Raw genomic sequence first — 17,608 nt, 5'->3', positions numbered from 1 at the left:
GGCCTCTCCCTGTCGCACAACGGCTGCTATGCCTGACGGGAGGAAACCGCTCCCAGCCGGAGGCTGTAACGCCTGGGAAACAACAGGCGTGACTCTGGCGGCGGTGCCGATTCGGGTCCGCGACACTTGACTGCCCGGACCCGGGCCAGAGGTGCGAAATGCTCTATCTGGTGAGTTGGACTATCCCCATGGAAAACCGCGATGCCGCCATCGAGCGGTTCCTCAAGACCGGCGCGCAGCCTCACGACAAGGTGGTGCTGCACGGACGCTGGCACGCCGTCGGGCACATGCTTGGCTTCGGCCTGGCCGAAGCCGAGAGCCCCATCGAAATACAGCGCTGGATGATGCAGTGGAACGACCTGCTGGATATGCAGGTTCACCCGGCCCTGACCGACCAGGACCTGGCGCCACTGATGGCCGAAGTGATGCAGCAGCGCAAGCAGGAATTCAATCGCTGAGTGCACTTGCCCCCGCCTTGGCGCCGAAGCGCTTGCGGTAATCGCTCGGCGCCATCCCGGTAATCTTGCGGAAGGTGCTGCGGAACGAACCCGGGTCGAGGTAGCCGACCGTGTAGGCGATGTGGTCCACCGTGCCGTTGGTGAACTCCAGCAGCTCGCGCGCCTTGCCCACCCGCAGGTGCTGGCAGTACTCGGTGGGCTTGAGCCCGGTGGCGGCGCGGAAGCGGCGCAGGAAGGTGCGCTCCTCCAGCCCGGCCTGGGTTGCCATGGCGGCGAGGCTGACATCCACTGCGCCGTTGCCCTGCAGCCAGTGCTGCACCTTGAGGATGGCAGCGTCGCCATGGCCCAGTAGCGGCGCGAAGTTGCTGCCGCATTGCTGGGCGCTGTCGCTGTGCTCCACCACCAGGAAGCGCGCGGTGCGGTTGGCGATGCTCGGGCCGAGCAGGCGGTCGACGATGCGCAGGCCCAGGTCCGACCAGGCCATCAGCCCTGCAGAGGTGATCAGGTCGCCGTCATCGACGATGGGTTTGTGCGGCTCCAGGCGCACGCGCGGGAAGCGTTCGGCGAAGGCCTCGGCTCCGCTCCAGTGGGCAGTAGCGCTGCGTCCGTCGAGCAATCCGGCTTCCGCCACCAGCAGACCACCGATGCACACTGAGCCGACGATGGCGCCCTCGCCGTGGCGCGCGGCGAGCCAGTCGGTGAGGTTGCGCAACGGTGCGGCGTCCGGCAGGCCAAACAGCGACGGCGGGACGAGGACCGCCACCAGCCGGCTGGCGACGCCCGGATGCGTGTCGAAGACGCGTCGGGGCTCGCTGCCATCCTCACCAGACCAATGGCTGACCCGCAGCGCCGGCAATTGCCCGGCAGCCTCTTCGGCGGCGATCCGCTCGGCCACGGCGAACAGGTCGGTGAGCCCATGCAGCGCCGCCGCCTGCACACCGGGATAGAGCAGCAACCCGATCTCGACGACGCTCCGTTCCACAGCCATTGTCAGTTTTCCCCCGGTTATTGTCGTTCCGCCTGATCCCCGCGCGGCGCGCAGCGAACCATACTGGTTCCACTTCCCCACCACTCGACACTCACTACCCAAGACTCAAGAAAGGAATGCGGACATGGCCAAGCAAGCGCTCATCCTAGTGGATATCCAGAACGACTACTTCCCTTCCGGCAAGTGGCCGCTGGTCGGCATCGAAGCCGCTGCCGACCAGGCCGCCAAGGTCCTGGCCGCCTTCCGCGAGCGCGGTGACCTGGTGGTACACGTGCGCCACGAATTCGACAGTGCCGACGCCCCGTTCTTCGCCCCCGGCAGCGACGGCGCGAAGATCCACGGCAAGGTCGCCAATCTGCCCGGCGAGCCGGTGGTGCTCAAGCACTTCGTCAACGCCTTCCGCGACACCGACCTGAAGGCGATCCTCGACCAGCATGGCGTGGCGTCGCTGGTGGTGGTCGGCCACATGAGCCACATGTGCGTGGATGGTGCGGTGCGCGCCGCTGCCGACTTCGGCTACCCGGTGACCGTGCTGCACGATGCCTGTGCCACCTTGGACCTAGAGTTCAATGGCGTGAAGGTTCCTGCCGCTCAGGTGCATGCGTCCTACATGGCCTCCCTGGCATTTGCCTACGCCGAAGTCGTGTCCACCGCCGACTACCTGAACCGCTGATCTACAGGGTTTGGAAAAAGGGCCTCCAGGGAGGCCCTTTTTCGTTCAGAAACGCGCCAGGACGCTGCCAACGAATCGGCGAATCAAGACGTGAGAAGTTGCCCAACACGTCGCTGGCTTTCCGCTATTATCGACGCTCGATCGCCCGCCGATAAGGACATCCCATGAGCGTTTCTTCGATCATCACCCTCGCCATCATCGCTGGCGTCATCTTCCTGCTGATCAACGTGTTCAACCGCCTGGTGGCGCTGCGCAACCGCTACCAGAACGCCTTCGCGCAGATCGAGGTGCAGCTCAAGCGCCGCTACGACCTGATTCCCAACCTGGTGGAAACCGCCAAGGCCTACCTCAAGCACGAGCGCGAGACGCTGGAAGCGGTGATCGCCGCGCGTAATGCTGCGGTTGCTGGTCTGAAGGCCGCTTCCGAGCAACCCGGCGATGCCGGCCGCATGGCGCAACTGGCCGCCGCCGAGAATGCCCTGGGCGGTGCCATGGGGCGCCTCAACGTGACCCTGGAAGCCTACCCGGACCTCAAGGCTTCGCAGAACCTGCAGCAGGTCAGCGAGGAGCTGTCGAGCACCGAGAACAAGGTGGCCTTCGCCCGCCAGGCCTACAACGACGCGGTGATGGAGTACAACACCTACCGCCAGTCGTTCCCCGCCAACTTCCTGGCCACCACCTATGGCCACAGCAAGGACGCCAGTCTGCTGGAGTTCGAGGACAGCAAGGAAATCCAGTCCGCGCCGAAAGTCGCTTTCTAAAAACCTGGCGCAGGACGCGCGATGAACTTCTTCGAACACCAGGACCGCGCCCGCAAGCAGACCGGGCGCCTGGTCCTGCTGCTGAGCGTGGCGGTGGTCTGCCTGGTCACCATCACCAGCTTCGCCCTGGGCTGGCTCTGGCGCCACCTGGGTGAGCCGGCTTTGCACCTGACCTCGCGCGCCTCCCTGCCCGACCCGGAGCTCTACCTGTCGGTGGCCGCGGTGATCGTCGGCGTGGTCGTCCTCGGTGCGCTGTACAAGCAGGTGCAATTGAGCGCCGGCGGCAAGGTGGTCGCCGAGAGCCTGGGCGGCCGCCTGCTCAACCTCAGCGCCGGCAACGCCGATGAGCGCCGCCTGCTCAATGTCGTCGAGGAAATGGCCTTGGCTTCCGGCTCGCCGGTGCCGCCGGTGTACGTACTGGAAGACGGCTCGATCAACGCCTTTGCCGCCGGACTGACGCCACACGATGCGGTGATCGGCATCACCCGTGGCGCCATCGAGCAGCTCGACCGCAATGAATTGCAGGGCGTGATCGCCCACGAATTCAGCCATATCCACCACGGCGACATGCGGCTCAACACCCGACTCACCGCCCTGCTCCACGGCATGCTCCTGCTCGGCCTGATCGGCGGCATGCTGCTGCGCGGCTGGAGCGAAACCAGCACCGGCGTCCGCGTCAGCAGCCGGAGCAGCAGCAATAACAAGGACGGCGGCGGCAGCGTGGTGCTGCTGGTGATCGGCGCGGGCGTGGTGCTCTATGTGCTGGGCTATGTCGGCACCTTCTTCGGCCAGCTGATCAAGGCATCAGTGAGTCGCCAGCGCGAATACCTGGCCGACGCCTCGGCGGTGCAGTTCACCCGTGATCCCTCTACCATCGCCGGCGCGCTCAAGAAGATCGGCGGCAACCCGTTGGGCGCCCTCCTCAGCGCGCCGCGCGCGGCCGAGTTCAGCCACCTGTATTTCGGCGATGGCGTGGGCAGCAGCTGGTTCGACACCCACCCGCCACTCAAGGACCGCATCCGCCGGGTCGATCCGGGCTGGGACGGTCGCTACCCGAAGTTCGAGCCGCGCCTGGACGTGGCGCTGATGAACAAGGACGCATGGACCGCTGCCGTGACCGGCCAGCCCTACCAGCCCAGCGCCGTGGAAGTGGCCGTCGCCGCTGTCGGTGCTCCCACCGTTGCGCACCTGCAGGAAGCCCGCAGCACCCTGCAGCGCCTGGATGAACGCCTGCAGCGCGCCGCCCACGACAGTGAAGGCGCGCAAGCGCTGGTCTACGGCCTGCTACTGGACAGCGAACCCGGCCAGCGGACGCGTCAGCTGGAAGCGATCAAGCAGCGCCTGAACCTGAGCCAGGCACTGCAACTGGACCTGCTGGAAGAGTCGCTGCTCCAGCTCGACCCCGGCCAGCGCCTGCCATTGCTGGACCTGGCCATGCCGGCGCTCAAGCAACTGGACAGCAAGGACTTCCTCGCCCTGCGCGAGAACATGGCGCTGCTGATCAAGCTCGACGGCAAGGTGAAGCTGCTGGAGTGGACCCTGCTGCGCATCATCGAGCGCAACCTGCGACCGGGCAGCGGCAAGATCGGCAATGTGGCGCTGGCGGAGTTGTCCGAAGCCTGCGCGACGCTGCTGGCCTTCCTCGCGCGTGTCGGGGAAACCAGCGACCTGCAGACCGAGCAGGCGTTCGCCGATGCCTGGAGCGGTCTGCCCTTCGCGCCTCGACCGCTCCCCGCTGCTGCCAGTCTGCGCGACCTTGAAACCGCACTGAAGCAACTGGAGCAACTGCGCCCACTGCAAAAGCCGCAACTGCTCAAGGCGCTGGCACGCTGCATCGAGCATGACGGCCACATCACTGCTGGCGAGGCCGAGCTGATGCGCGCGGTGGCGGATATCCTGGACTGCCCGATGCCGCCGTTGCTGGCGAGCTGAAACACCTCCTAACCCCACCCCGCAGCGAACCTTCTCTGCCGCCCCCCGGCGAACGCATTCGTAGGATGGGTAGGGCTTGCGATACCCATGCTGCTTCGGTGCATAGGAAGCGATGGGTATCGCTTCGCTCCACGCCATCCTACGTTGATGCTTCACCCGTATATTTGATGTGGATGGAAACCCCGAATCGCGCCCGCGGGTGTTTCTGCAGATCGACCCCGTCAAATACGTAGTCACCCGCATATCTCCAGCGAACCTATCGCCCTAGGATGGCTGGCATCACTGATGCCGGACTGTCCCCATGCCCCACATCGCCATCGACTACACCGCCAACCTCACCGACGACCTACACCCACTGGAACTGCCCCGCAAGCTCCACGAAGCGGCAATAAGTCTGGGAGTGTTCCCCCTGAACGGCTTGCGCACCTTCGCCCGCGCCATCGACCAGCATCACGTCGGTGCCGACACCCGGAACGAAGGCTTCATCAATATCCAGATCCGCATCGCCCCCGGCCGCCCGGAAGAACTGCGCCAGCGCATCGTCGATACCCTTTTCGCCACCGCCGAGCAGACCCTGGCCGCGCTCATCGACAAACGCCCCGTAGGCCTGCAACTGGAAATCACCGAGCTCGACCGCAGCCTGACGCGCATGGCCGGCAGCCTGCCCAGCGCCTGAGTTGCCACGAGAAAGAAAAAGGGCCTCCGAAGAGGCCCTTTTTTTCATTCACTCAACCGAGCATCAGGCACGGCTGGCAGCAGCGCCCTGCTCGCTTTTCGGCGCGAGGTTCAGCACGTAGTACAGCACCGTCAGCAACACCAGGAACGCCGGGCCGATGTACAGCGCGATGCGGGTGTCCTCGAAGAAGGCCATCAGCACCACCACCAGCACCAGGAAGGCCATCGCCAGGTAGGAGCTGAGCGGGTACAGCCACATCCTGAACTGCAGCTTGCCGGCTTCGGCAGCGGAGAGGCCGCGGCGGAATTTCAGCTGAGCCAGCAGGATCATCGCCCAGGTCCAGATCGCACCGAAGGTGGCAATGGAGGTCACCCAGGTGAACACCTTCTCGGGCACAAGGTAGTTCAGCAGCACGCCCAGCAGCAGCGCGAAGATCGACAGCAACAGCGCATTGCGCGGCACGCCGCCGCTGGAGGTCTTGGCGAACACGGCCGGAGCCTGGCCATGCTGGGCGAGGCTGTAGAGCATGCGACCGGTGCTGAAGATGCCGCCGTTGCAGGAAGACAGCGCAGCGGTGATCACCACGAAGTTGATGATGCCGGCAGCGGTCTTGATGCCCATGCGCTCGAAGGTCATCACGAACGGACTGCCCTGGGTGCCGATCTCGTTCCACGGGTAGATCGACATGATCACGAACAGCGCGCCCACGTAGAACAGCAGGATGCGCCAGAACACCGAGTTGATTGCGCCGGGGATGGTCTTCTGCGGGTTCTTCGCTTCACCGGCGGTGAGGCCGATCATCTCCACGCCCAGGTAGGCGAACATCACCATCTGCAGCGACATCAGCACGCCGGTGATGCCGTGGGGCATGAAACCGCCGTTGCTCCACAGGTTGGAGATGCCGGTAGCGATGCCGCCGTTGCCCAGGCCGAAGAAGATCATGCCGGCACCGGCCAGGATCATCGCGACGATGGTGACGATCTTGATCAGCGCGAACCAGAACTCGAACTCACCGAAGGCGCGCACGGCGATGAGGTTGATGGTGCCCATGCTCGCCAGCGCGGCCAGCGCCCAGATCCAGCGGGGCACGTCGGGGAACCAGATGCCCATGTAGATGGCCACCGCGGTGATCTCCGCGACGCAGGTCACCAGCCAGAGGAACCAGTAGTTCCAGCCGGTCAGGTAGCCGGCCAGCGGGCCGAGGTAGTCCTGGGCGTAGCGGGCGAAGGAGCCGGCCACGGGATTGTGCACGGCCATCTCGCCGAGGGCGCGCATGATCACCAGGATGGCGAGACCGCCGATGATGTAGGACAGCATGATGGCCGGGCCGGCCATCTGGATGGCCTTGGCGGAGCCGAGGAACAGACCGACGCCGATGCAGGCGCCCAGGGCCATGAGACGGATGTGCCGCTCGTTGAGATCCCTTTGGAGATCGTGGGACGACATGGTGATGCAACCTCATTTTGTTCTTGGGAGTAATCAGCTGCGGACTCTGAGTGCAGTCAGGGTGCGGAACCACCGCAAAGGCTTCGCCACCGCGCCGGGCGGCACGGAGGGAGAAGTGTCTGGCAGTTCCAGGACGGCACACCGGAAGAGGCTGCCCGCTCTTGTGAAGCGGACGTGGGCATTGCGGGAGGACCACGGCTGAGGTCGCGGGCGAGTGTTACACAAGTGTGTGGGAAACGTCTGCACCACCAAGGTGCAATGTGACCAAAGGAATAGCGGCGTATCGCCACATCCGCGTGCCCGGACAGGGCCGGTGTAGAGCGCTTCAGCCCGCCAGCGCGTGCAGGTCCAGCAACAGCGAGCAGGGCTGGCCAGTGTCCGGATGGCGCGGTTCGCGCAGCTGCCGCAGACGCCAGCCGCTGGCGGTCAGCAGCGCCAGCCAGGACTCCAGGGTGCGGAAGAACCAGGGCATCGGCGAGCTGAACTCCCCCCCGAAGGCGGCGAAGGTTTCCAGGCGCCAGCCGTCCGCGTAGGGTTCGTCACCACAGGCAGCCCAAGGATGCACAGTCTGGATCAGCAGCCGCCCGCCAGGGTTGAGCCGCTCGCGCAATGCGCTCAGCAAGGGCGCGATGTACTCGTCGAGCAGCGCGAAGTTGCACACCAGGACGTCGAACTGGCCCAGGCTGCTACCCGACTCGATCAGCGCCGCGTAATCCATGACCTCGAAGCGTGCGCCGCCCTCTGTCCGCGCCGAATCGACCAGGGGCGCCGAGGCGTCCACACCGACGCACTCGCTGCCCCGCGCCGCCAGCGCGCGGCACAGCCAGCCTTCGCCACAGCCGATATCGAGCACACGCAGCGCCGGGCCCTCAGCGATGGCGCCGAGGATCGCCGCATCCGTCACCAGCCGCCGGCTCTCGATGCGCTGCTCGCGTACTGCGCGGGTCCAGGCATCGGCGTTGGCCAGCCAGCTCTGGCGAATTCGGGCGTCGTGGTCGGTCATGACGAACTCCGTGCGTGAGATAGGCGGAGGCCCGCTCCTGCTGAAACAGTGGACTACTGCCCCTTCAGCACCTTGGGAACCGCCAATCCCTTGGGCGGCGGGGTCTGCGGCAACGCTTCGCGACAGCCGGCGTCGCGGAACGGCCCGCCGATCTTCTGCCAGCCACTGCCCGGCGACGTCTGCTGGCAGGTATAGGCGCCATCGAGCTTGCTCTGCCAGCGATAGAACGGCATCGGCGCGGCCTGGGCGCTCAAGGACGCCAGCAGCAGAGCGGCCAGAGGCAGAACACGGGGCAGGCTACAAGGCAGAAAAGGCGAACGCATCGGGGAGGGTTCCTGTCGAAGTCAGTACATTGCACCTGCTGGCCGTCGGCAAATCAATCCGCACAGCCATCAACGGCGCCAGCCGGTGCGCAGTTTTTTCGCCGCCGACTACGCTGGAAGTTAGGAAAGCCGCGGGGGACAGCGGCTTTCGCGGCGCCAGGAAGGTGCCGGCCATCACGTGGGCGGAGTCCGCTACCTGGGCTGTCGTACAAGCATGGGCGGGGCGTGAAGATGGGCAACTCGAAGCATTCCGGTACGCAAGTGGCAGGTCAACCGGGAAGTCTGGGGCCCGGCCTTTCCCCACAGAAAGTGCATCACCACCGTTTCCTCATCCTCTTCCTGTTTCTCCTGCCGTTGCTGGCCGCCATGGGTGCGGCGCTGCTCTATGAAGCGCGCACCTCCAAGCTGCAGGCGCGCGAGCTGGCGCGCTACGCGACCGGACTGACCTGGAGCCTGGGGCAAGGCAGCACCGACGACGTGGTTTATCCACAGGGCGGGCCCTTCGACCGGCGACTGGGCTACCAGCAGTTGCCGACCTTCCTGGGCCGCCTGCACGAGCGCAACTTCGTTACCCTGAGCCAGGCGCGTTTCTCCGACCCGCTGATGCAGTACACCGGCCATGGCATGTTCCCGCCCTATCCGGAGAAGGCCCAGGCCGGCGTCGACATCGCCGACTGCCGTGGCCTGCCGATCTACAACTTCCGCTACCCGCAGCGGCTCTACGCCAACTTCGAGAGCATCTCGCCGGCCATCGTCAACAGCCTGCTGTATATCGAGAACCGCGACCTGCTCGACCCCGACCGCCCCTACCTGAACCCGGCCATCGACTGGAGTCGCTTCACCCAGGCGTCCGTGGCGCAGGTGGGCAAACTGGTCGGCCTGGGCAATCACGCACCCGGCGGCAGTACCCTGGCCACGCAGATCGAGAAGTACCGCCATTCCGAGGATGGCCGCACCAACTCGATCACCGACAAACTGCGGCAGATGGCTTCGGCCAGCGTGCGCACGTATCAGAACGGCGCGGAGAACATGGCTGCTCGGCGCAACGTCGCCCTTACCTACCTCAACTCCGTTCCCCTCTCCGCGCAGCCGGGTTACGGCGAAGTCAGCGGCCTGCCGGACGGCCTGTGGATCTGGTACGGGGCCGACTACCAGCAGGTGAACAAGCTGCTCAACGCTCCACCGGGCTCCGGCGCGGAACTGGCCGCCCAGGGCAAGGCGCTGCGCCAGGTGGTGTCGCTGATGATCGCCCACCGTCGACCCTCCTGGTACCTGGCGCGCGGCCGCGACCAGCTCGCCGTGCTGACCGACAGCTACCTGCGCCTGCTGGCGCAGAACAACGTGATCGCCCCCGAGTTGCGCGACGCCGCACTCAAACAGAAACTGGTGTTCCGCGATCCGCGCAGCGAGCCGAGCTTCACCCCGCTGGAGAACAACAAGGGCATCGGCCTGGCCCGCACGCGACTGGCCGGCATGCTCGACGTGCCGCTGTACGATCTCGACCGCTTCGACATGAGCTTCACCACCACCCTGCAACATGAGTTGCAGGAGCAGGTCACCGGCTACCTGCGGCAGCTCTCCGACCCGGCATTCGCCGAGCAGATCGGCCTGTTCGGCGAGCACCTGCTGTCCAAGGACAAGACAAAGGACGTGCGCTACAGCTTCACCCTGTTCGAGCGCACTCCCAGCGGTAACCGTGTGCGCGTGCAGACCGACAGTACCGAGCAGCCCTTCGATATCAACGAGGGCAGCAAGCTGGAGCTGGGCTCCACCGCCAAGCTGCGGGTGCTCGCCACCTACCTGGAAACCATCGCCGACCTGCACCAGCAGTACGCGCCGCTGTCTGTCGCCGAATTGAAAAAAGTGCCGGTGGAGCCGCTGGACTTCCTCACCCGCTGGTCCATCGACTACCTGATCACCGCCAAGGACCGCGACCTGCCGGACATGCTCGCCGCCGCCCTGCAGCGCAAGTACTCCGCCAGCCCGTACGAGAGCTTCTTTACCGGCGGCGGCATCCACACCTTCAGCAACTTCCGCAAGGAAGACAACGGGCGAATCCCGACCTTGCAGGACGCCCTGCGCGAGTCGATCAACCTGCCCTTCGTCCGCCTGCTGCGCGACCTGGTGCGCCACGACATCTATGCCAATGAGGGCAGCAAGGTGACCGTGCTGGCCGACGACAAGGACCCGCGCCGACAGGACTACCTCGATCGGTTCGTCGACAAGGAAAGCCAGGTCTACCTGCTGCGCTTCTGGCAGAAGTACAAGGGCAAGGACAACGACGCGCGCCTGACGACCTTCCTCGACGGCCTGCGTGCCTGGCCGGTACGGCTGGCGGCGATCCACCGCTACCTGCAGCCGCAGGCGGATGTCCCGACCTTCGCCGCCTTCCTGCAGGACCGTCTGAAGCAGGGCCATTACGCTGGCGACAAGCTCACCGACAAGCGCATCGAGGACCTCTACACCCGCTACGGGCCGGGCGCCTTCAACCTCAACGACCAGGGTTACGTCGCCCGCGTGCACCCGCTGGAACTGTGGCTACTGGGCTACCTGCAACGCCAGCCGGCAGCGACCTTCGCCGACGCCGTGGCCGCCAGCAGTGCCGAGCGCAAGGAGGTCTATGGCTGGCTGTTCAAGTCACGGCACAAGTACGCCCGCGACAAGCGCATCCGCATCATGCTGGAGGTGGAAGCCTTCCTCGACCTGCATGAACAGTGGAAGCGCCTGGGCTACCCGTTCGACCACCTGGTGCCGTCGCTGGCCACCGCGCTGGGCAGCTCGGGCGACCGCCCGGCGGCATTGGCCGAGCTGATGGGGATCATCCTCAACGATGGCGTGCGCCTGCCGACCCTGCGCATCGACAGCCTGCACTTCGCCGCTGCCACGCCCTATGAGGTCACCCTTGGCCCGGAGTCGGGCAATGGCCGCCAGGTGATGCGTTCGGAGGTTGCCCAGGCCCTGCGCACCGCGCTGTCCCAGGTGGTGGATGCAGGCACTGCGCGGCGCCTGTCCGGGACCTTCAAGCTGGCCGATGGCAATGCGCTGGTGATGGGCGGCAAGACCGGCACCGGCGACAACCGCATCGAAAGCGTGACCCGCAGCGGCTGGGTGAAGAGCTCCAAGGCGATGAACCGCACGGCGACCTTCGTCTTCTACATCGGCCCGCGCCACTTCGGCACGCTCACCGCCTATGTGGCCGGCAGCGAGTCCGACGGCTTCAAGTTCACCTCGGCGCTGCCGGTGCAGGTGCTCAAGGGGATGGCGCCACTGCTGACTGGCTACCTCGAGCCGGGGATCAGCACCGGGTGCCAGGAGCGGCTGGATAATCTGCGGGTGAGTTGGCGCTGATCGCCGCTGCAAGGCTGAGTCTGTAGGAGCGAGCTTGCTCGCGAAGCGCTTGATGTCGAAGTGTCAGGCAGGTTCGCGAGCAAGCTCGCTCCTACGCAAAACACACCTCTTTATGCCGGCCGACTGAGGGAAATTCCCGACATCGACATCAACATCGAGCGTAGGAGCGGACTCTGTCCGCGATGGCCTCCGGCGCAATGCAGGCCTATCACGGGCGGAGCCCGCTCCTACACGCTTCCCACCCTCAACCCTTCTGGACAGTCTTCACGTACAGCGCCTCGACCTGCTCCCGCGCCCACGGCGTGCGGCGCAGGAAGGTCAGGCTGGACTTGATGCTCGGATCGTTCTTGAAGCAGCGCACGTCGATGCGTTTGGCCAGCCCATCCCAGCCGTACTGCGCCACCAGCTGGTTGAGGATGGTTTCCAGGGTCACGCCGTGCAGCGGGTTCTTCGGTTTGTCGGTCATGTCGGTGTCGTCGTGCAGAGAATGCGCGGCACCTTAGCATCTGCCACCGCTTCGGGCGATCAGGCCCTCAGCCCCGCCACGCCGGCGATGATCAGGGCGACCGACGCCAGCTTGGTCAGCGTCAACGCCTCACCCAGCAGCAGGAAGCCGAAGAACACCGTGCCCAGCGTGCCAATGGCCGTCCAGACCGGGTAGGCAATGCTCACCGGCAACTGGCGCATCGCCAGGGTGAGGAAGAAGATCCCGCCGATCACCGCCAGCACCGTCACCACCGTCGGCAGCGGCCGGGTGAAGCCCTCGGCATACTTCATCGATACCGCGAACATTACCTCGAACACTGCTGCCACCATCAGCATGGCCCAGGCCATCACGCACGCGCCCACTCGCTCTCGGCAAGATCGGCCAGGGCCTTTTCAGCCTGTTGATAAGACGCGCGGAAAGCTTCGGGATTGCCCTCCTCGCCCTCGGCGGCGATCACCTGCACGTCCTCGATGCCGAGGAAACCCAGGGCCACGCGCAGCCAGGCGTCAGCGTGGTTCATCCACTCCAGCTCGCCGCCCGGCCCCATGCCCGCACCGCCGCGGCTGGTAATGATCAGTGCCTTGCGGCCCTTGAGCAGTGGCTCGTATTCCGCCTCGCCGTCCTTCACATGCAGGTCGAAGGTGCGGCCGAGACGGACAATCTGGTCGACCCAGGCCTTCAATCCACTGGGCACGCTGAAGTTGTACATGGGCGTGGAAATCACCAGTACGTCGTGGGCGAGCAGTTCGTTCACCAGCTCATCGCTCAGCGCCAGCTCCGCCTGCAACTCGGCCGGGCGATGCTCGCGCTGCGGGTGGAAGGCGGCGGCGATGAAACCTTCGCTGACATGAGGCAGGTCGGCGCGACCCACCTCCCGACGAGTGATCCCGGCCTGCGGCAGCGCGGCGAGGAAGCCCTCGGCCAATCGGCGGGAATGCGAGCGGTCGGCGCGGGGGCTGGCATGGATGGCGAGAATCCTGTTCATCTGTCTTTCCTTGTTCAAGGTGTACACTGCGGAGGTCCTGACTGGCCTCCATTTGCTGCCTAAGCTATTTCCAGGCTGACAACCGGACAACTGAGGGGATTTCCTTCCAGATGAATCCAGCTCATCCATGGAGCATCACATGTTTGCCAACCTGCCGCTTCCCGCCCTGCGCACCTTCGAATCCGCCGCGCGCCAGCTGAGCTTCAAGGCCGCCGCTCAGGAACTGGCAGTCACGCCGACGGCGGTCTCGCACCAGGTCCGCGCGCTGGAGGAATGGCTGGGGTTGCCGCTGTTCGAGCGCCTGCCGCGCCAGGTGCGCCTGACCGAAGCCGGCGAGCGGCTGTTCCGCAGCCTGCATGGCGCACTGCTGGAGGTATCGCAATCGGTGGACAGCCTGCGCCCGCAGCGCAGCGCCAGCAGCCTGACGATCTCCACCACGCCGGCCTTCGCCGCGCTCTGGCTGGTGCCGCGCCTCGGTCGCTTCTACGCGCGCCATCCGCACATCCGCCTGCGCCTGGACAGCCAGTGCGAGCTGCTCGACCTGCAGCAGGACGCCAGCGTCGACCTCGCCATCCGCTACGGCTTCGGCGACTACCCGCGCATGCACAGCCAGTTTTTGCTGGCGGAACGCTTCGCCGTCTATGGCGCGCCGGCGCTGGTCGCCACTGCCGACGTGGAAGTGCCGGAGATGATCAGCGTGCGCTGGCACAACTCCGAGCTCTACGAGCGCGGCTGGAAGGCCTGGTGCCAGGTGGCCGGCGAGGAATGTCTGCTGACCCAGGCGGTGCAGCGCGAGTACGAGGAAGAGTTCTATGCCCTGCAGGCCGCCATCGCCGGCCAGGGGCTGGTACTGGCCAGTTCGCTGCTGGTGTCGGAAAGCGTGGAGAAGGGCCTGCTGGTGCCCTACCGCCCGGAGATCAACGTACCCGGCGCCCGCTACACCGCGCTCTGCGTACCCGGCCGCGAGCGCCACCCACCGGTGCGCGCATTCCTCGACTGGCTGGCCGAAGAAGTGGCGCAGGCGGCCGACCCGCTGATCGGCAACGCCGCCTGAGCCTGCCGCTGCGCCCGCGCATGTGCTCCTTTGCCGTGCGCGGCCCCGGATGCCTGCGTAGAATGATCCATCGCCGCAACAACAATTCTTCTTTGCCCGCGACACGCCCCGCGCGTGATCCCCAGGCACGGCCTGAGCCCCACTTCACCTCAGGATTCCCATGACCACCGCGCAAGAAACCCGCTCCGGCAGTTGGCTGAACGTCATCGCCCTGGCCATCGCCGCCTTCATCTTCAACACTACCGAGTTCGTCCCGGTGGGCCTGCTCAGCGACATCGGCGCGAGCTTCGACATGCGTCCGGAACAGACCGGGCTGATGCTCACGCTCTATGCCTGGGTCGTGTCGCTGGCCTCGCTGCCGCTGATGCAGCTGACTCGCAACATGGAACGCCGCCGCCTGCTGGTGGTGATCTTCTGCCTGTTCATCGTCAGCCACGTGCTCTCCGGCTTCGCCTGGAACTTCACCGTGCTGATGATCAGCCGCTTCGGCATCGCCTTCGCCCACGCGGTGTTCTGGTCGATCACCGCCTCGCTCGCCGTGCGCGTGGCGCCGCCGGGGCAGCAGGCGAAGGCTCTCGGCCTGCTGGCCACCGGGACCATCCTGGCGATGGTGCTGGGCATTCCACTGGGACGCATGCTCGGCGAAGCGCTGGGCTGGCGCACGACCTTCCTCACCATCGCCGGTGTCTCGGTGGTCGTGGTGCTCTGGCTGGCCCGCGCCCTGCCGCTGCTGCCGAGCCAGAACTCCGGCTCGCTGCGCAGCCTGCCGCTGCTGTTGCGACGCCCGGCGCTGGTGTCGATGTATGTGCTCACCGTTCTGGTGATCACCGCGCAGTTCACTGCCTACAGCTACATCGAACCGTTCGCCCGCGAGGTCGCTGCCCTGGACAGCCGCCAGACCACCCTGCTCCTGCTGCTGTTCGGCGGCGCCGGGATGTTCGGCTCGATCCTCTTCAGTCGCTACAGCGAGCGCTTCCCGCGCGCTTTCCCGTGCCTGGCCATCGGCGTACTCGGCACCACGCTCCTGCTGCTGATGCCGCTCGCCCATTCGCCCACGGCGCTGCTGGGCCTGAGCCTGTTCTGGGGCGCGGCGATTCTCTGCTTCGGCCTGGCACTGCAGGCCAAGGTGCTGCAACTGGCCCATGACGCCACCGACGTGGCCATGGCTATGTTCTCGGGCCTGTACAACGTCGGCATCGGCGGCGGTGCGCTGCTGGGCAGCCGCGTAGCGGTGGGCATGGGACTGGAATGGATCGGCTACGTCGGCGGCGCGCTGGCGGTGGCTGGCCTGCTGCTCTGCCTGTTCGCCTGCTGGCGCTATGCGGCAGCGCTGAGCGGCAACACCTCGCGCTAATCGCCCTGCGCCAGCGCTACCGGTTCTCGTAGGGCACATAATGCGCCAGCGTTATCCGTCGTCCCAGGCTCGGCGGATTTCCTGTTCCAGGTTATCCGCCCTGCGGCGCTGGGAGCTCCAGCGTAGGATGGGTGGAGCGGAGCGATACCCATGCTGTTGGCGCCGCGAATGATGGGTATCGCTCCGCTCCACACCATCCTACAAAAGCGCACCCGGTCAGCCCGAAACACATCACGGGACCCCCCAACGAAAAAGGCCGCGCCCCTTTTCGGGAACGCGGTCTTTTTCATTCAGCTCAGGATCAGCGGCTGGTCACGGCAGTGCCGGCCGGCTGAGTAGCCTCGGCGTATTCCGCCTCGGCTTCCTCGAAGCGCTGGATCATCGCCTTCGACGGTGCCGAGCCGACCAGGCTGAACACCACGATGGAGAGGCTGGAGAGGATGAAGCCCGGAATGATCTCGTACAGGCCGAGCCAACCGAACTGCTTCCACACGATCACGGTGACCGCACCGACGATGATGCCGGCCAGCGCGCCGTTGCGGGTCATGCCCTTCCACAGCACAGAGAACAATACCAGCGGACCGAAGGCGGCGCCGAAGCCGGCCCAGGCGTAGGACACCAGGCCCAGTACGCGGTTTTCCGGGTTGGCGGCCAGGGCGATGGCGATCAGTGCCACCAGCAGCACCATGGCGCGACCGACCCACACCAGCTCGAGCTGGCTGGCGTTCTTGCGCAGGAAGGCCTTGTAGAAGTCTTCGGTCAGGGCAGAAGAGCACACCAGCAGCTGGCAGCTCAGGGTACTCATCACCGCCGCGAGGATGGCGGACAGCAGCACGCCGGCAATCCACGGGTTGAACAGGATCTTCGCCAGTTCGATGAAGATGCGCTCATGGTTCTCACCGACCGCGCCAGCCTGCTCCGGGTGCGCCTGGAAGTAGGCGATGCCGAAGAAGCCCACGGCGACGGCGCCGCCCAGGCAGAGGATCATCCAGGTCATGGAGATGCGGCGGGCAGCCGGAATCGACTTCACCGAATCGGCGGCCATGAAGCGCGCCAGGATGTGCGGCTGGCCGAAGTAGCCCAGGCCCCAGGCCATCAGCGACAACACGCCGACGAAGGAAGCGCCCTTGAACATGTCGAAGTTGGCTGCGTCCTTCAGTTCGATGGCCGCGAAGGTCGGTTCCACGCCACCGGTGGCGAACAGCACGATGATGGGCGTGAGGATCAGCGCGAAGATCATCAGCGAAGCCTGCACGGTGTCGGTCCAGCTCACCGCCAGGAAACCACCGACGAAGGTGTAGGCGATGGTCGCGGCAGCACCGGCCCACAGGGCGGTCTCGTAGGACATGCCGAAGGTGCTTTCGAACAGACGGGCGCCGGCGACGATGCCGGAGGCGCAGTAGATGGTGAAGAACACCAGGATCACCAGCGCGGAGATCACGCGCAGGAGGCGGCTGTTGTCCTCGAAGCGGGTGCTGAAGTAGTCCGGCAGGGTCAGCGCGTTGCCGTTGTGCTCGGTGTGCACGCGCAGGCGGCCGGCGACGAACAGCCAGTTCAGGTAGGCGCCGCAGATCAGGCCGATGGCGATCCAGCTTTCCGAAATGCCCGACAGGTAGATGGCGCCCGGCAGGCCCATCAGCAGCCAGCCGCTCATGTCCGAAGCACCGGCCGACAGCGCGGTGACGAAGCTGCCGAGGCTGCGGCCACCGAGGATGTAGTCGGAGAAGTTGTTGGTCGAACGATAGGCGGCCAAGCCGATCAGAACCATGGCCGCGATGTAGATCACAAAGGTGATCAGTGTTGGCGTGTTGACGCTCATGGGGACTCCCCTACAGCTTGTTTTTATCCAGGTTCGCGGGGTATCGCGGACCCTTGACTGACAGTCGGCGCTGTTGACGCCGACCGGTTAGCGCTTGCTCACAGCAAACCGGGTTGCGCGTGGCGCCATCCGGCACCGAACCGCTACGCATCCCGACGCAGGCACGCCCTCGTCCTTGCTGGCGCCTTCCTGCAGCCACCGTCTCACCACGGCGACCTCCGTCCCGCCTTCGCCGGTGAGCGAGGTGCGGGCCGTTTCCCGGGCTGTGCCCGGTGATCCTTCAGGCGCCGGAATGGGCGCC

At 65.8% G+C, this 17,608-nt stretch carries 16 protein-coding genes; 8 read left to right on the top strand and 8 right to left on the bottom strand.

Translation table 11 applies throughout. The features are described 5' to 3' along the window. Positions 1-158 precede the first annotated feature (158 nt). Positions 159-458 carry a DUF3303 domain-containing protein gene (locus tag ACKI1H_RS12085; protein WP_138520685.1) on the top strand — a complete coding sequence of 100 codons (300 nt, stop codon included), beginning with the start codon at positions 159-161 and terminating at the stop codon, positions 456-458. Here the strand turns inward: ACKI1H_RS12085 and ACKI1H_RS12080 are convergent. Beyond that, on the bottom strand, positions 448-1,446 hold the full coding sequence (locus ACKI1H_RS12080) for a GlxA family transcriptional regulator (RefSeq protein ID WP_440468455.1): 999 nt from the start codon (positions 1,444-1,446) through the stop codon (positions 448-450). The two genes, ACKI1H_RS12085 and ACKI1H_RS12080, sit on opposite strands and share 11 nt — an antisense overlap. 124 nt (positions 1,447-1,570) lie before the next feature. Here ACKI1H_RS12080 and ACKI1H_RS12075 point away from each other — a divergent pair, with 124 nt between their 5' ends. The 4 genes from ACKI1H_RS12075 (at position 1,571) to ACKI1H_RS12060 (ending at position 5,488) form a co-directional block, all read left to right on the top strand. Further along, a complete protein-coding gene (locus ACKI1H_RS12075; protein ID WP_138520683.1) occupies positions 1,571-2,119 on the top strand; it encodes a cysteine hydrolase family protein in 549 nt (182 codons plus the stop codon). Positions 2,120-2,283: 164 nt separating this feature from the next. After that, entirely contained in the window at positions 2,284-2,880 is a 597-nt protein-coding gene (locus ACKI1H_RS12070) for a LemA family protein (RefSeq protein WP_440468454.1), read from the top strand. A gap of 21 nt (positions 2,881-2,901) precedes the next feature. Continuing rightward, positions 2,902-4,812 carry a M48 family metallopeptidase gene (locus ACKI1H_RS12065; protein ID WP_440468453.1) on the top strand — a complete coding sequence of 637 codons (1,911 nt, stop codon included), beginning with the start codon at positions 2,902-2,904 and terminating at the stop codon, positions 4,810-4,812. 301 nt (positions 4,813-5,113) lie between these two features. Next, a complete protein-coding gene (locus ACKI1H_RS12060; protein WP_440468452.1) occupies positions 5,114-5,488 on the top strand; it encodes a 5-carboxymethyl-2-hydroxymuconate Delta-isomerase in 375 nt (124 codons plus the stop codon). A 63-nt stretch (positions 5,489-5,551) separates the two neighbouring features. Here the strand turns inward: ACKI1H_RS12060 and ACKI1H_RS12055 are convergent, their stop codons facing one another. The 3 genes from ACKI1H_RS12055 to ACKI1H_RS12045 all read right to left on the bottom strand — a co-directional run bounded on the left by ACKI1H_RS12055 (position 5,552) and on the right by ACKI1H_RS12045 (position 8,260). Then, positions 5,552-6,934, bottom strand: coding sequence for an amino acid permease (locus ACKI1H_RS12055; RefSeq protein WP_440468451.1), 1,383 nt, complete (start codon positions 6,932-6,934; stop codon positions 5,552-5,554). Between the two features lie 325 nt (positions 6,935-7,259). Continuing rightward, the gene (locus ACKI1H_RS12050) at positions 7,260-7,937 is read right to left on the bottom strand and encodes a class I SAM-dependent methyltransferase (protein ID WP_138520678.1); all 678 of its coding nucleotides are present in this window, start codon (positions 7,935-7,937) and stop codon (positions 7,260-7,262) included. Between the two features lie 53 nt (positions 7,938-7,990). Then, complete coding sequence (locus ACKI1H_RS12045; RefSeq protein ID WP_081517656.1) at positions 7,991-8,260, bottom strand: hypothetical protein; 270 nt, start codon at positions 8,258-8,260, stop codon at positions 7,991-7,993. 231 nt (positions 8,261-8,491) lie between these two features. On the opposite strand from ACKI1H_RS12045, the gene ACKI1H_RS12040 reads away from it, so the two are divergent. Next, entirely contained in the window at positions 8,492-11,608 is a 3,117-nt protein-coding gene (locus tag ACKI1H_RS12040) for a transglycosylase domain-containing protein (protein ID WP_440468450.1), read from the top strand. A 244-nt stretch (positions 11,609-11,852) separates the two neighbouring features. On the opposite strand, the gene ACKI1H_RS12035 is transcribed toward ACKI1H_RS12040, so the two are convergent. From ACKI1H_RS12035 to ACKI1H_RS12025, 3 genes are read right to left on the bottom strand one after another with little or no spacing between them, the layout of a single operon-like run. Next, positions 11,853-12,074 (bottom strand): VF530 family DNA-binding protein, encoded by a 222-nt coding sequence (locus tag ACKI1H_RS12035; protein ID WP_440468449.1) that lies wholly within the window; start codon positions 12,072-12,074, stop codon positions 11,853-11,855. Between the two features lie 59 nt (positions 12,075-12,133). Next, on the bottom strand, positions 12,134-12,442 hold the full coding sequence (locus tag ACKI1H_RS12030) for a DMT family transporter (protein WP_440468448.1): 309 nt from the start codon (positions 12,440-12,442) through the stop codon (positions 12,134-12,136). Continuing rightward, positions 12,442-13,080, bottom strand: coding sequence for an FMN-dependent NADH-azoreductase (locus ACKI1H_RS12025; protein WP_440468447.1), 639 nt, complete (start codon positions 13,078-13,080; stop codon positions 12,442-12,444). Before ACKI1H_RS12025 ends, ACKI1H_RS12030 begins: the two co-directional genes overlap by 1 nt. Positions 13,081-13,219: 139 nt before the next feature. Between ACKI1H_RS12025 and ACKI1H_RS12020 the strand changes: the two genes are divergently transcribed. Next, the gene (locus tag ACKI1H_RS12020; RefSeq protein ID WP_440468446.1) at positions 13,220-14,134 is read left to right on the top strand and encodes a LysR substrate-binding domain-containing protein; all 915 of its coding nucleotides are present in this window, start codon (positions 13,220-13,222) and stop codon (positions 14,132-14,134) included. A 160-nt stretch (positions 14,135-14,294) separates the two neighbouring features. After that, on the top strand, positions 14,295-15,488 hold the full coding sequence (locus tag ACKI1H_RS12015; protein ID WP_138520673.1) for a sugar transporter: 1,194 nt from the start codon (positions 14,295-14,297) through the stop codon (positions 15,486-15,488). A 301-nt stretch (positions 15,489-15,789) separates the two neighbouring features. Here the strand turns inward: ACKI1H_RS12015 and putP are convergent, their stop codons facing one another. Then, complete coding sequence (gene putP, locus ACKI1H_RS12010; protein WP_440468445.1) at positions 15,790-17,307, bottom strand: sodium/proline symporter PutP; 1,518 nt, start codon at positions 17,305-17,307, stop codon at positions 15,790-15,792. Between the last annotated feature and the right edge of the window lie 301 nt (positions 17,308-17,608).

Source organism: Pseudomonas sp. YH-1, assembly GCF_051990045.1.
GTDB lineage: Bacteria > Pseudomonadota > Gammaproteobacteria > Pseudomonadales > Pseudomonadaceae > Pseudomonas > Pseudomonas nicosulfuronedens.
Note: the sequence above shows the minus strand (reverse complement) of the source record. Positions and strands in the feature narration are given on the sequence as shown.

Excerpts from the sequence above, each read along its gene's own strand:
- ACKI1H_RS12055 (WP_440468451.1), bottom strand. The coding sequence starts at position 6,934 with ATGTCGTCCCACGATCTCCAAAGGGATCTCAACGAGCGGCACATCCGT.
- ACKI1H_RS12060 (WP_440468452.1), top strand. The coding sequence starts at position 5,114 with ATGCCCCACATCGCCATCGACTACACCGCCAACCTCACCGACGACCTA.
- ACKI1H_RS12020 (WP_440468446.1), top strand. The coding sequence starts at position 13,220 with ATGTTTGCCAACCTGCCGCTTCCCGCCCTGCGCACCTTCGAATCCGCC.
- ACKI1H_RS12070 (WP_440468454.1), top strand. The coding sequence starts at position 2,284 with ATGAGCGTTTCTTCGATCATCACCCTCGCCATCATCGCTGGCGTCATC.
- ACKI1H_RS12035 (WP_440468449.1), bottom strand. The coding sequence starts at position 12,074 with ATGACCGACAAACCGAAGAACCCGCTGCACGGCGTGACCCTGGAAACC.
- putP (WP_440468445.1), bottom strand. The coding sequence starts at position 17,307 with ATGAGCGTCAACACGCCAACACTGATCACCTTTGTGATCTACATCGCG.
- ACKI1H_RS12075 (WP_138520683.1), top strand. The coding sequence starts at position 1,571 with ATGGCCAAGCAAGCGCTCATCCTAGTGGATATCCAGAACGACTACTTC.
- ACKI1H_RS12050 (WP_138520678.1), bottom strand. The coding sequence starts at position 7,937 with ATGACCGACCACGACGCCCGAATTCGCCAGAGCTGGCTGGCCAACGCC.
- ACKI1H_RS12080 (WP_440468455.1), bottom strand. The coding sequence starts at position 1,446 with ATGGCTGTGGAACGGAGCGTCGTCGAGATCGGGTTGCTGCTCTATCCC.
- ACKI1H_RS12025 (WP_440468447.1), bottom strand. The coding sequence starts at position 13,080 with ATGAACAGGATTCTCGCCATCCATGCCAGCCCCCGCGCCGACCGCTCG.
- ACKI1H_RS12045 (WP_081517656.1), bottom strand. The coding sequence starts at position 8,260 with ATGCGTTCGCCTTTTCTGCCTTGTAGCCTGCCCCGTGTTCTGCCTCTG.
- ACKI1H_RS12030 (WP_440468448.1), bottom strand. The coding sequence starts at position 12,442 with ATGGCCTGGGCCATGCTGATGGTGGCAGCAGTGTTCGAGGTAATGTTC.
- ACKI1H_RS12015 (WP_138520673.1), top strand. The coding sequence starts at position 14,295 with ATGACCACCGCGCAAGAAACCCGCTCCGGCAGTTGGCTGAACGTCATC.
- ACKI1H_RS12065 (WP_440468453.1), top strand. The coding sequence starts at position 2,902 with ATGAACTTCTTCGAACACCAGGACCGCGCCCGCAAGCAGACCGGGCGC.
- ACKI1H_RS12085 (WP_138520685.1), top strand. The coding sequence starts at position 159 with ATGCTCTATCTGGTGAGTTGGACTATCCCCATGGAAAACCGCGATGCC.
- ACKI1H_RS12040 (WP_440468450.1), top strand. The coding sequence starts at position 8,492 with ATGGGCAACTCGAAGCATTCCGGTACGCAAGTGGCAGGTCAACCGGGA.